The organism is Pseudoalteromonas sp. MM1, from assembly GCF_030296835.1.
GTDB lineage: Bacteria > Pseudomonadota > Gammaproteobacteria > Enterobacterales > Alteromonadaceae > Pseudoalteromonas.
In genome coordinates, this window is sequence record NZ_AP027922.1 from 1670279 (window position 1) to 1683378 (window position 13100).

12 protein-coding genes are annotated in these 13100 nt (G+C 40.6%); 10 read left to right on the forward strand and 2 right to left on the reverse strand.

Annotation, left to right across the window (positions count from 1 at the left end):
- Positions 1–116 precede the first annotated feature (116 nt).
- From QUE46_RS07580 to QUE46_RS07600, 5 genes are all read left to right on the forward strand, one after another.
- Complete coding sequence (locus tag QUE46_RS07580) at positions 117–986, forward strand: LysR family transcriptional regulator (protein WP_286247702.1); 870 nt, start codon at positions 117–119, stop codon at positions 984–986.
- A 125-nt stretch (positions 987–1111) separates the two neighbouring features.
- Entirely contained in the window at positions 1112–2329 is a 1218-nt protein-coding gene (locus tag QUE46_RS07585) for a lipoprotein-releasing ABC transporter permease subunit (RefSeq protein ID WP_286247342.1), read from the forward strand.
- Positions 2322–3020 carry a lipoprotein-releasing ABC transporter ATP-binding protein LolD gene (lolD, locus tag QUE46_RS07590; RefSeq protein ID WP_286247344.1) on the forward strand — a complete coding sequence of 233 codons (699 nt, stop codon included), beginning with the start codon at positions 2322–2324 and terminating at the stop codon, positions 3018–3020. The genes QUE46_RS07585 and lolD overlap by 8 nt, the downstream gene beginning before the upstream one ends.
- Positions 3010–4254: a lipoprotein-releasing ABC transporter permease subunit gene (locus QUE46_RS07595; protein WP_286247347.1), complete on the forward strand. Its 1245-nt coding sequence runs from the start codon at positions 3010–3012 to the stop codon at positions 4252–4254. Before lolD ends, QUE46_RS07595 begins: the two co-directional genes overlap by 11 nt.
- A 113-nt stretch (positions 4255–4367) precedes the next feature.
- Entirely contained in the window at positions 4368–4832 is a 465-nt protein-coding gene (locus QUE46_RS07600) for a DUF1456 family protein (RefSeq protein WP_286247349.1), read from the forward strand.
- 50 nt (positions 4833–4882) lie between these two features.
- On the opposite strand, the gene QUE46_RS07605 is transcribed toward QUE46_RS07600, so the two are convergent.
- Both QUE46_RS07605 and QUE46_RS07610 read right to left on the reverse strand, forming a co-directional pair.
- Complete coding sequence (locus QUE46_RS07605) at positions 4883–6616, reverse strand: AMP-binding protein (protein WP_286247351.1); 1734 nt, start codon at positions 6614–6616, stop codon at positions 4883–4885.
- 186 nt (positions 6617–6802) lie between these two features.
- Positions 6803–7249, reverse strand: a complete 447-nt coding sequence (locus QUE46_RS07610; RefSeq protein ID WP_273603268.1) for a DUF3010 family protein — start codon at positions 7247–7249, stop codon at positions 6803–6805.
- 383 nt (positions 7250–7632) lie between these two features.
- On the opposite strand from QUE46_RS07610, the gene thrS reads away from it, so the two are divergent.
- From thrS to QUE46_RS07635, 5 genes are all read left to right on the forward strand, one after another.
- Positions 7633–9543, forward strand: a complete 1911-nt coding sequence (gene thrS / locus QUE46_RS07615) for a threonine--tRNA ligase (protein ID WP_286247357.1) — start codon at positions 7633–7635, stop codon at positions 9541–9543.
- A gap of 59 nt (positions 9544–9602) precedes the next feature.
- Positions 9603–10163, forward strand: a complete 561-nt coding sequence (infC, locus tag QUE46_RS07620) for a translation initiation factor IF-3 (RefSeq protein ID WP_024034072.1) — start codon at positions 9603–9605, stop codon at positions 10161–10163.
- Positions 10164–10374: 211 nt separating this feature from the next.
- On the forward strand, positions 10375–10575 hold the full coding sequence (gene rpmI / locus QUE46_RS07625; RefSeq protein ID WP_004587840.1) for a 50S ribosomal protein L35: 201 nt from the start codon (positions 10375–10377) through the stop codon (positions 10573–10575).
- A gap of 15 nt (positions 10576–10590) precedes the next feature.
- The gene (rplT, locus tag QUE46_RS07630) at positions 10591–10953 is read left to right on the forward strand and encodes a 50S ribosomal protein L20 (protein WP_004587841.1); all 363 of its coding nucleotides are present in this window, start codon (positions 10591–10593) and stop codon (positions 10951–10953) included.
- A gap of 328 nt (positions 10954–11281) precedes the next feature.
- Positions 11282–13099, forward strand: a complete 1818-nt coding sequence (locus QUE46_RS07635) for a M14 family metallopeptidase (protein WP_286247379.1) — start codon at positions 11282–11284, stop codon at positions 13097–13099.
- The last annotated feature ends 1 nt before the right edge of the window (position 13100 follow it).

Below are 13100 nucleotides of genomic sequence, written 5' to 3' on the forward strand. Positions count from 1 at the left end.
AGTGGTTTTAAATAACAATTGTAGACCCAATTTGTTTGGGTAATGCAGCTATTGTATTTGTTTCTCAGATAATGATAATCTCTGATTTATTAAAACACTTTTACAGTATGGCAATAATGGCGCGTTGGGATGGCATAGACGAATTTATAGCGGTAGGCGAAGAGGGCAGTTTTACCGCCGCTGCTAACTTATTGGGTTTATCGGTTGCACATATAAGTCGCCATGTAACGGCGCTTGAGCAGCGATTAAACACCCAGTTACTCACCCGTACCACCCGCAAAGTGGTATTAACCAAAGAAGGTGAAGCCTTTTTACATCAAACTAAGCAATTACAACTTGCTATGGACGATGCCACGCAAAGCTTAGCTACGCAGCAAACAACGCCTAAAGGTAAAATTAAATTAACAGCCCCGGTTATGTATGGTGAAACTTTTATTATGCCCATTGTGCACAATTTTATGCACGCTCACCCTGAGGTCGAAGTTATTGCTACACTTTCGAACGAGCAAGAAAATTTGCTCGAAGGCGGGTTTGATTTAGCTATACGGTTAGGCCATTTAAAAGATTCAAGCCACAGAGCCCGGCGTTTAAGTGCTCGGCGCTTTATAATGTGTGCCTCCCCAGATTATTTATCCCGTGTAGGTGAGCCTCATACGTTAGGCGAGCTAACTCAACATCAATGTTTAATTGGTAACAGCAGTTATTGGCGAGTAAAAGAAAATGACCGCGATAAACATATTAAAATTGCAGGGCGCTTGCGCTGTAATAGTGGCTGGGCGTTAGTTGATGGAGCTAAAAAAGGCTTAGGAATAGTGCAGCTGCCCAATTATTACATTGAAAATGAGCTACGAACGGGCGAGCTTGTGCCAGTATTAACTTCTTATCAGCCGGATCAAGAGGGCGTGTGGGGAATTTACCCGCCGCGTCAGTTTGTTGCCACTAACGTAAGAGTATTACTCGATTATTTAGTAGCGGGGCTTGAATAAAGCGCGCCTAAAATATAGCCAAGTATAAGATTTATAAATTATTTCTTACATTTATGGTCATATTCAATTCATCGTAGTTCGTGCTACTATAGCTGCACACTTTTAGCATAAATGTTTTAAATAATATGTTTCAACCGGTTAGCTTATTTATAGGGCTCAGATATAGCCGCTCCTCCAAAGGAAATGCGTTTATATCGTTTATCTCGTTTTTTTCTATTGCCGGAATAGCCATAGGGCTAATGGCCTTATTCACTGTAAGTAGTGTAATGAATGGCTTTGAAAACAGTTTAAAAACAAATATGTTAGGGCTTATCCCCCATGTAGAAGTACAAGCCAATAAACACTCCAGCGCACAAATGACAGCGTTAAAAGCCGATTTAGAGCGCTCAGATTATGTAGATCACGTAAGCCTTTACCGCCACGGCGAAGCCATTTTACAAACCAATAAAGATTTACACGGCGTATTACTGCAAGGTTTGTATGGCGACAACGGCTCGTTATATAAAATTACCGATAAAGTTGTGCAGGGCAATTGGCAAAACGTTTTAAATAATAGCTACAACATAGCTATTAGCCGTTATTTAAGCCGTAAACTTGGCGTAGGTATGGGAGAAAAACTGCGCGTAATTATGCCTAATGCCTCAACTTACACGCCACTTGGGCGTGTTCCTAGCCAGCGTTTATTTAAAATAGCCGCAATATACGAAACCGGCTCTGAGATAGATATGAGCCTTGCATTTACCAGTGGTACATCTTTACAGCGCGTATTAAAGCTTAACAAAAATACCGCGCCTAACTTAAGTGTATCGTTACATGAACCTTTTGAATTAGCGCAATTTACAAAGGACAGCCAGCACATTTTGCGCGACTACCAAGTAAGTGACTGGCGCAGTAGCCAAGGTACCTTATTTGCCGCGGTTGCCATGGAAAAACGTATTATGTCTATGTTGTTAGGGCTGATTGTATTAGTGGCTGTATTTAATATTGTTTCGGCACTGACTATGATGGTGAGTGAAAAACAAGGTGAAGTGGCTATATTACAAACCTTAGGGTTAACGCCTTCACAAGTACAAAAAGTGTTTATGGTGCAAGGCTTATATAACGGGGTTATTGGCACCGCAATAGGGGCACTTTTAGGTGTGTTGTTTAGCTTATATATTAATGAACTACTCGCTGCTGTGGGGCTAAACCTACTAGCAGGCGTAGAGCTTCCGGTAAAATTTGATGTGTTTAGCCTCGTTTTTATTGCACTTAGCAGTATTGCAATGAGCTTTTTAGCCACTTTATATCCTGCGCGCAAAGCCGCAAAAGTAAAACCAGCAGAGGTATTGCGTTATGAATGATTTAGTTATTAGCTGTCAAAATTTAAGTAAAGTTTATCAAGATGGCCAAAACCAAGTAGAAGTATTAAAAGGGGTGGACCTATCGCTCAACCAAGGGGATATGCTGGCTATAGTGGGCAGTTCAGGCTCAGGGAAAAGTACCTTATTGCATATTTTAGGAACCCTTGATACGGCTACCTCAGGGAGCGCTAAAATAAAAAACCAAGACGTTGCTAAATTATCGCGAACAGAGCAAGCGGCGTTTAGAAATAAAAACTTGGGTTTTATTTATCAGTTTCACCATTTATTAATGGAATTTAGTGCGGTTGAAAACGTGGCTATGCCGCTGTTAATTAAAGGGCTCAACGCAAAAGAGGCGAAAGAGCAAGCTTTGCAAATGTTAGATAAAGTAGGTCTTGCGCATCGTAGTGAGCATAAACCTTCAGCGCTATCGGGTGGAGAGCGCCAGCGTGTTGCTATTGCCCGAGCGCTGGTGACTAAACCTGCATTAGTGTTAGCCGACGAACCCACTGGTAATCTTGATAAGCAAAATGCGATTAAAATTTACGATTTAATTAATGAGCTAAATAAAAGCCTAAATACCAGTTTTGTAGTGGTTACTCACGACTTAGAGCTAGCAGACAAACTAGGTAAAATTGCGTATTTAGATGATGGAAAACTTGCCATTAAAGAGTCGCAACATGTTGCTTAGTTTATTTTTAAGTGAGCGCTTTAGAGCGTATTCTGGCCATAAAGACGAAAAAAACGCATTTGTAAGCTTTATTGCCAAAGCCTCTACCGTTGGTATTTTATTAGGGGTGGCGGTGTTAATTGTTGCGCTTTCGGTTATTAATGGCTTTGAGCAGCAATTAGTACATCGTTTGTTAAGTGTAGTACCGCAAGTTGAATACGTAGCGCCTAGCCGCCCCATTGCTGATTGGCCTAATAAAGTAGAAAAACTTAAAGCTGAGCCTCATGTTACAGGTGCTGCGCCGTTTATTGCCGTAAATGGTATGGCGCAATTTAAAAGCCAGCTAAAAGCGGTAGAAATACGTGGCGTTGAACCTAGCTATGAGGGAAATGTATCGGCCATAAATCAATTTACCCAAGGTACATTGGTTAGTCAGCTACGCACGGATGACGTTATTTTAGGCAAGCAAATTGTAAAGCAATTGGGCGCTAATATAGGCGATAATATAACTTTACTCATTCCTAAAATTAGCGAGCAAGGCAAGTCTCTATTAGCCCCTAAGCGCGTAACGTTAACACTTGCGGGCATTATAGAAATGGGTGGGCCGATTGATAGTAGCGCTGCGTTTATTCATTTAAATAAAGCACAATCAGTTTTAGGTTACGACACCAGCCAAGTGACAGGATTACGACTGAGCGTAGACGATGTGTTTGCTGCGCATCAAATTGCACTGCGAGTAGGCCAAACTATCAGTGATTATGTGTATGTGTCTAGCTGGTTTAGAACGCAAGGTAGCCTGTATCAAGATATACAAATGGTGCGCACTATTGTGTACATTGTGGTGTTTTTAATTATTGCGGTAGCCAGTTTTAATATTGTGTCCTCCTTGGTAATGGAAGTGCGCGAAAAACAAGGCAACATAGCTATTTTAAAAACCATGGGCGCAAAAGACAGTACCATTTTAGCCACCTTTGTAATGCAAGGCTTAACGCAAGCTTTTGTTGGTGTGTTACTTGGCACACTGGTTGGGGTTATATTAGCGCTTAACATTAGTGAACTGTTTACATGGGCTAGCCAGTTATTTGCAGCTAACCCACTCGAAGGCGTTTATTTTATTGAGTTTTTACCCAGTAAATTAGTACTCAGTGATATAGGTATAACAGTGATAGTTACCTTTATTTTAGCTGTACTTGCTACTATTTACCCTGCGTGGCAAGCAACTCGAGTAGACCCTGCCAAGGTACTAGGTAATTAACAGCCCTTTATAGTGTAAATATCAATAGGGCAGTGTGCCTTAAGCTGATAAACTTCGCGCTCATTTAACGTGGGCGCTATAATTTAGCCCCTCTCCCTACTCAGGAAATTACTTTGACAAATAACGATATTTTACGCCGTGTTCGCTATACCTTTAATTTAACCGATACTGCCATGGTCGGTATTTACGCCGCCGCAGAGGCTACAGTTACCACTGAGCAAGTCGTTGCATGGTTAACAAAAGAGGGTGAGCCAGGGTTTGTTAAAATGTCAGACACTGAGTTTGCGACATTTTTAAATGGCTTTATAAATACTAAGCGTGGTAAACGCGAAGGCCCGCAGCCGGTACCAGAGGCTAAGTTAAACAATAATATTATTTTTATGAAGCTACGCATTGCTTTAGACATGAAAGCAGAAGATGTCATTGCAACACTTGCACTGGTTAACTTTGAATTAAGCAAGCATGAGCTCAGTGCGTTTTCTCGCAAAGTAGAAAATAAACATTACCGTGTTTGTAACGACCAAGTTTTGCGTTTGTTTTTAACAGGTGTTCAGCAGCAGTATCGCCCTGCAGAGTAAATAAACTATTTAACGCTAAAAGCTCAGTAATTGCTGAGCTTTTTTGTAGTTTAAGAAAAGGCCTTATCAGTAAGTGATTGCTGCATTTGCTCTCGCATTTTAAACTTTTGTAGTTTGCCTGTTACTGTCATTGGGTAACTCTCTACAAAACGAATATAACGGGGCATTTTAAAATAGGCGAGTTTGTCTTTTAAAAATGCACGTATTGCTTGCTCATCAAGCTCAGCATCTTCTTTTGGCTGGATCCACGCGCATACTTCTTCGCCGTACTTTTCATCACTAATACCAAATATAGCGGCATCTTGAATACCAGGGTATGTATAAAGGATTTCTTCAATTTCGCGAGGATAAATGTTTTCACCACCCCGAATGATCATGTCTTTTATGCGACCAACAATACTCACAAACCCTTCGCTGTCCATTACCCCTAAATCACCAGAGTGTAACCAACCTTCATCATCTATAGTGGCTTGTGTTTTTTCTTCGTCATTCCAATAGCAGCGCATTATACCGGCGCCTTTACTACAAACCTCACCGGGTACACCTACTTTTTGAATGTTACCCAATTCGTCAATAATTTTAACTTCAGTGTGAGCAAGGGCGCGGCCAACGGTTGTTACTTGACGCTCTATAGATGAGTCGGTTTCGGTTATATTATTGATTGGGCTGCATTCTGTTTGCCCATACGCAATTAAAACCTGATGCATATTCATTTGTGTTTGTACTTTACGCATGACTTGCTCAGGGCACGTAGAACCTGCCATAACACCGGTGCGCAACGTGCTAAGGTTATAGTTAGTAAAATTAGGCAGCTCTAGCTGGCTAATAAACATAGTAGGTACACCGTGCAGCGCCGTGCAGCCTTCTTGCTGTACTACATCAAGCGTGGTTTTTGCATCAAATGCATCGCTAGGGTATATTGCTGCGGCGCCTTTAGTCACACACAAAAGACTGCCAAGCACCATACCAAAGCAATGATACAGTGGCACAGGAATACATAGTTTATCTTGTGCTGTAAAATGCATAGCATCAGCAACAAAAAGTGCATTGTTGAGTATGTTTTTATGGGTGAGGGTTGCGCCTTTTGGGTTACCTGTTGTGCCAGAAGTAAATTGAATATTTATGTCCTGATCGGCACTTAAATTTGCTGCAATAGCGTTAAGCTCTAGCTCATGAGCTGACGTGGCCATCTTCATAACATCCAAAAAAGAAAACATACCTGCGCTTGCCTCATCACCAATACGGATCACATTTTTAAGACTCGGCAAAGCGTGAGATGACAGCTTCCCATTTTCACACTGTTTAAGTTCTGGCGCTAAACTATTTAGCATCTCTACATAGTTACTGCCTTTAAATTGCGAAGCGGTAATGAGTGTTGAACACTCAACGCTGTTTAATGCAAATTGAAGCTCGTTAGGCCGATAGGCTGGGTTGATGCACACCATAATGGCACCTATTTTTGCAGTAGCAAATTGAGTTAAACACCACTCAATGTTATTGGGTGACCATATTCCTACTCTATCGCCAGGTTTAACGCCTATGGCTAATAACCCCATAGCGAGTTGGTTCACTTCTTTTTGAAACGCTTTATACGTTAAGCGCACATTTTGATTGCTAACAACGACAGCGAGCGAATCTGGGTGTTTGTCGACAATAAAATCAAAGTACTCGCCAATTGTTTTATTTGTAAGGGGCGTGCTTTGCGCTCCTTTAAAATAGCTTTTCGTGAGCGGCAAAGAGTTTATTTGTTCTACTTCTTTAACCGCTTTATGGTGTGTGTGCATGTTTTTCTCCATGTCGATGTGTGTGAAGTACATAAACTAAAGTTCAAATAAACACATATTGTCGACAAAAAGAAGTCTATCTAGACTAATGTCTTAGAGAGGTGCGTGTAGTCATTATTTTGCAGGCACAAAAAAACGCGCCGTATGGGCACGTTTTTACTTTAAAGCTTTATAAAACTTTTTATATTACATTTCGTCACTGCGGTAGGTTTTTTTCATAATGTATACATAGGCATTAACAAAAGCGTTTTCTTGGTACTTTTTAAGGCCAGTGTCTTCAAACGCAATAGGAATAGGATTGCGCTTAAGCTGCTCTTTAATTTCGGTTGTTGAGAACACACGAACGTCTAACTCTTCAATTAATTGAATCGCAGTTTCCATTTTAAAGCCTTTTGCACTGCCGGCAAATTTTCCTTTAGGTTGGCGTTCACGAATGGCAACAGAATCAATTTGGTAATCTTGCATTAATTTTGCAAAATCAAATTGAAATTTACGCATTATTTCAGTGTCGTTACCGTTACCTAAGGTAAAGCGTGTTTGGCGCACATCGCGAATATCAAATACGTCGTTATCTTTACTTAAAATACAAAGTAGTACATCACTACCGGTAATTTCTACACCACATGTTCTCATTGCTATTCTCTAATATAACTTAATTGCTTGGTATTATACCCAACATCGAATAAATTGCGAGAGCAAGGCTTTGCGTGTGCATTTTAATAATCAATAAACTCAAGTTGTCACACGGTTAATTTAAATTAGTGAGCGAAAATCAAAAAAATGACTATTTTAGAAATAATTTAAGGTAATGGGCGTGCTTTAAACTTGTAATTGATACTCTATCACGCGACAATATCTTTTTTGTAGTTGAGCAGACTCAGCATCTACATTAGTCATTTATGGCGAAAAATAGTCAATGCTTATTCGTAAAAGCGTTGTCGAGTCATTCTCATTTAATTTATTTAAAAATACACGTGATACATTGTAGGTGTCACCACTGTATGTAAGGATTTATAATGCCAGTTATTACTCTTCCTGACGGCAGTCAGCGTAGTTTTGAAAACCCTGTAAGTACTCTTGATGTAGCTAACGATATCGGCCCTGGTCTTGCTAAAGCTACCATTGCTGGACGCGTTAATGGTGAGCGAGTTGATGCTTGCGATATGATCAACGAAGATTCGCGCCTTGAAATCATCACCGCAAAAGATGACGACGGCCTAGAAATTATTCGTCACTCGTGTGCTCACTTGATAGGTCATGCAGTTAAGCAACTTTTCCCAGATGCTAAAATGGCGATTGGTCCAACTATCGATAACGGTTTTTACTACGATATTGATATGGACCACTCTTTGTCTCAAGAAGATTTAGATGCCATTGAAAAGCGTATGTTGCAACTTGCAAAAACAAACTACGATGTAGTGAAAAAAAATGTAAGCTGGCAAGAAGCACGCGATACATTTGAAGCGCGTGGCGAAACATACAAAATGGAAATTTTGGACGAAAACATCGCAAAAGATGACAGACCAGGATTATACCACCACGAAGAATACGTAGACATGTGTCGTGGGCCTCACGTACCAAACATGAAATTCTGCCAAAACTTCAAAATAATGAAAGTAGCAGGTGCCTACTGGCGTGGCGACTCTGAAAACAAAATGCTACAGCGCATATACGGCACAGCGTGGGGTGATAAAAAGCAACTTAAAGCGTACCTTAAGCGCTTAGAAGAGGCTGAAAAACGCGATCACCGCCGCATTGGTAAAGCGCTCGACTTATGGCACTGGCAAGAAGAAGCGCCAGGCATGGTATTTTGGCACAACGATGGTTGGAGCATTTATCGCGAGCTTGAAGAATTTGTTCGTGAAAAACTGCGTGAGTACAGCTACGAAGAAGTTAAAGGTCCAATGATGATGGACCGCTCTTTGTGGGAAAAATCAGGTCACTGGGAAAAATACTCAGACGCCATGTTTACCACAGAGTCTGAAAAACGCGAATACGCTATAAAACCAATGAACTGCCCAGGTCACGTGCAAATTTTTAACCAAGGTTTAAAATCGTACCGTGATTTACCACTGCGTATGGCCGAGTTTGGTTGTTGTCACCGTAACGAACCATCAGGTGCTTTACATGGCTTAATGCGTGTACGTGGCTTTACACAAGATGATGCTCACGTATTCTGTACCGAAGAGCAAGTAATGGACGAAGTTTCAGCGTGTATTAAGATGGTTTATGATACCTATGAGACATTCGGTTTTGACAAAATTGTAGTGAAGCTTTCTACGCGTCCTGAAAAACGTATCGGCGACGATGAAATTTGGGACAAAGCAGAGGTTGCATTAGCCGATGCACTTAAAGCAAACGACATTGAATTTGATTACCTACCAGGTGAAGGGGCGTTTTATGGCCCTAAAATTGAATTTACTTTGTACGATTGTTTAGACAGAGCGTGGCAATGTGGTACAGTGCAACTCGACTTTGCATTACCGGGTCGTTTAGGTGCTACTTATGTAGCAGAAAACAACGAACGACGCACTCCAGTTATGATACACCGTGCTATTTTAGGCTCAATTGAGCGCTTTATCGGTATTTTAACTGAAGAGTACGCTGGTTTATTCCCAACGTGGCTTGCGCCAAAGCAAGTGGTAATTATGAACATTACCGATAAACAAGCAGATTACGTGCACGAAATTGTACAAAAATTAAATAAACTTGGAATTAGAGCCGCTGCCGACTTGAGAAATGAGAAGATTGGCTTTAAAATCCGAGAGCATACACTTAAGCGTATTCCTTACTTACTTGTTGTTGGCGATAAAGAAGTTGAACAACAGGAAGTAGCAGTACGTACCCGCACAGGTGAAGACCTAGGCAAATTTAATGTTGATGATTTTGTAGCTAAAATTAGTGAAGAAATTAAAAATCGACAGTAAAAATCGAGCGTGTAGGGCAATCACAAACAGCCAACTACACGCTTATATTATTGATATTCTTGGAGGAACGTACCATTAGAGGCGGCAAGAAAGGGCAACAAACAGCTCAAAAAAATCGTATTAACGAAGAAATTACAGCTCAAGAAGTTCGTTTAATCGACATCGAAGGCGAACAAGCTGGAATTCAGTCATTAAAAGACGCGCAAGCTATGGCTGATGCAGCGGGTGTTGATCTTGTAGAGATTAGCCCAAACGCTGAGCCGCCTGTTTGTAAGGTTATGGACTACGGTAAGTTCATCTTTGAAAAAAGCAAAGAACTAAAAGAGCAGAAGAAGAAGCAAAAGCAAATCCAGATTAAAGAAATCAAATTCCGTCCTGGCACGGATGAAGGTGATTATCAGGTTAAGCTTCGCAACTTACGTAAGTTCTTAGAAGCTGGCGATAAAGCTAAGATTACTATCCGCTTCCGTGGCCGCGAAATGGCTCACCAAGAAATTGGTATCGAATTATTAAACCGTGTTAAGGCTGATTTAGAAGAACTTGCAGTAGTTGAGTCTTTCCCAAATCGTGTTGAAGGCCGCCAAATGGTTATGATGATGGCGCCTGTTGCTAAAAAATAATTTTTAAGCGATAATGCGCACCGAATTTAGCTCAGGTACCCAAGTAATATGCAAATATTCACCTGTGCTAACCGGTTTTAAAGTAAAATTGCGGCATTTATGCTGGGTTTTCACCGGAATATGGCAGTAAGTTAGGCCTAAAAGTGGAGCTATAGAAATATATCTCACGCCTGCTTACTAATTTTTAAGCAATACATTTGGAGTTATTGCAATGGCTTATAAGCTAAAAAGTCACAGAGGCGCTGCTAAGCGTTTCAAGAAAACTGCTTCTGGCGGTTTCAAGCGTAAACAAGCGCATCTTCGTCACATTCTGACTAAGAAAACTTCTAAGCGTAAGTTACACCTACGTCCTAAGATGATGGTTCATAAAAATGACCATGGTCTAGTTTCACGTATGTTACCATTCGCTTAATAGGGGTTTTTAGAAATGGCAAGAGTTAAACGCGGCGTTGTCGCACGTGCACGTCACAAAAAAGTTTTAAAGCAAGCTAAAGGTTACTACGGAGCACGTTCACGTGTTTACCGCGTAGCTTTCCAGGCAGTTACTAAAGCGGGTCAATACGCTTACCGTGACCGTCGTGCTAAGAAACGTACTTTCCGTCAATTATGGATTGCACGTATCAATGCAGCTTCACGTCAAAATGGTCTGTCTTACAGCCGTTTTATCAATGGTCTTAAAAAGACTTCTGTAGAAATCGATCGTAAGATCCTTGCAGATATCGCTGTTTACGACCAAGTTGCATTTGCAGCGCTTGTTGAAAAAGCAAAAGAAGGCCTAGCGGCAGCTTAAGCTTTTTTAAATAAGTATTAAAGAGGAGCCCTAGGCTCCTTTTTTTGTGTTTATAATTTAATACATTCTTTACTCCCACCCGCAATGATACTCAATCATTATCGGGGCTAAGCGTGTAGCTACCTGCGTTAAAACCTCATTTAGAGCAACTAAATAGCGAAATTTTTTGGCTAGTTATCAACACGTTTTTTCATCCTCAAAATAGATCACCTAATTAAGCGAATTGATATAAATGGACTTCCTTTTTTGTTGAATCACCGCACTTTTATAATATAAGCATGTTTACTTGATATAATTTATTTTATTAAAGCGTTTGTTAGAGAAAACTATGTTTGCAAGTCTGTTATTTTTATCTGCAATTGTGGCAGATAACAGTCACTTACCGCCCCTTATTCCTTGGCAAGGTGATAGCGTTTCGTTATTACAGCAGCAAGGCCCGCTAACCACTGATTTTGAATTATCTCAGGGGAAATCTTCGCCAAGCTATGCCGACACAATGGCGTTTGTAGATAGGCTCGTAGCGGCAAATCCCACACAGTTTCAGTCTCAAGTAATAGGCTACAGTAATAGCCATCGCGCTATTAAAATGTTGGTTGCCAGTGAACAAGGGTTCTTCGAAGCAGGGCAAATGGCCAACAGCACTAAGCCAACTATTTTTATCCAAGCCGGTATTCATGCTGGTGAGATAGATGGTAAAGACGCCATGTTTATGTTGCTTCGCGATATTGCAACGGGTAAGCGCCGTGATATTCTAAAAAAGGTAAACATACTTTTTATTCCTATTTTAAACGTAGATGGGCATGAACGCAGTAGTGCATTTAATCGCATAAATCAGCGCGGCCCTGAAAAAATGGGCTTTAGAACCAATGCAAATAATCTAAACCTTAATCGCGATTTTACTAAGTTAGATACACCAGAGGTGAGAAGTGTTTTAAAAGTTATTAATGATTACAACCCTAACTTATACATTGATGTGCATGTTACTGATGGCGCTGATTATCAGTACGATGTGACCTATGGTTATAACCCTGTATTTGCAAGTGAATCACCCGCGATATCTGATGCATTAAATCAGTATATAAAGCCGGTTATTGATGAAACATTACAAAAGCAAGGGCATATACCTGGGCCATTGGTGTTTGTTATGGATAAACGCGACTTTAAAAAAGGCCTTGCGGGCTGGGTTGCCACACCGCGTTTTTCAAACGGGTGGGGTGATTTAAAATCATTACCAACAATTTTAGTCGAAAATCATTCTTTAAAACCTTATCAACAACGTGTATTAGGCACCTATGTATTTTTAGATGGGGCGATTAATGCGCTATCTCAGTATAGTCATGAACTTGCGAACGCAGTAAAAAAAGAGCAAGAATTTGTACCTGAGAAACTAATTGTTAAACGAGCTTATGCTAAACAAGCAGACACAATCAGTGAATTTAAAGGGGTAGAATACACATCAAGTATGAGTGCGCTCTCGGGGCAAACTGAGGTTAAATATTTAGGCAAAGCGTATACCTATACTGATTTACCGATTTATTGGCAAAAAGAGGTTGAGCGAGTTGTTGATGTGCCGCAGGCGTTTTTTATTCCACCTGTGTATACCGACATAATAGAAAAACTCAAGCTACATGGGGTGTCCGTAAACAAACTTAAAGGCGAGAATACGCAACCGCTAAAGCTTGCTAAAGTGCTTGATTACTCGTTTGATAACGCCCCGTTTGAGGGTCGTTTTAGAGTTTCTGCAAGTTTTGATTATGTGCCGGCAATAAATGTAAATTTAGACGGGTGGTATCAAGTAAATACACAGCAAAAAGCAGGGGAATTAGCGGTTCATTTATTACACCCAGAAGCCCCAGATTCTTTTTTTGCGTGGGGGGAATTCAACACAATTTTTCAACGAACAGAGTATATGGAAAACTATGCGTTAATCCCGTACGCACGAAAAATGCTCAAAGACAACCCGAAACTTGCCTTGGAGTTTGATGAAAAGCTTAAAGATAAAGCATTTTCGCAAGATGCTAAGGCACGTTTGCACTGGTTATATTCACACACCCCATTTTATGACGAGGCGTATTTAAAATACCCAATTTTGATGTCGTACGAACAAGTAGCCGTTATTCCCGATCAAAAAGATAAAGAAATTTAAT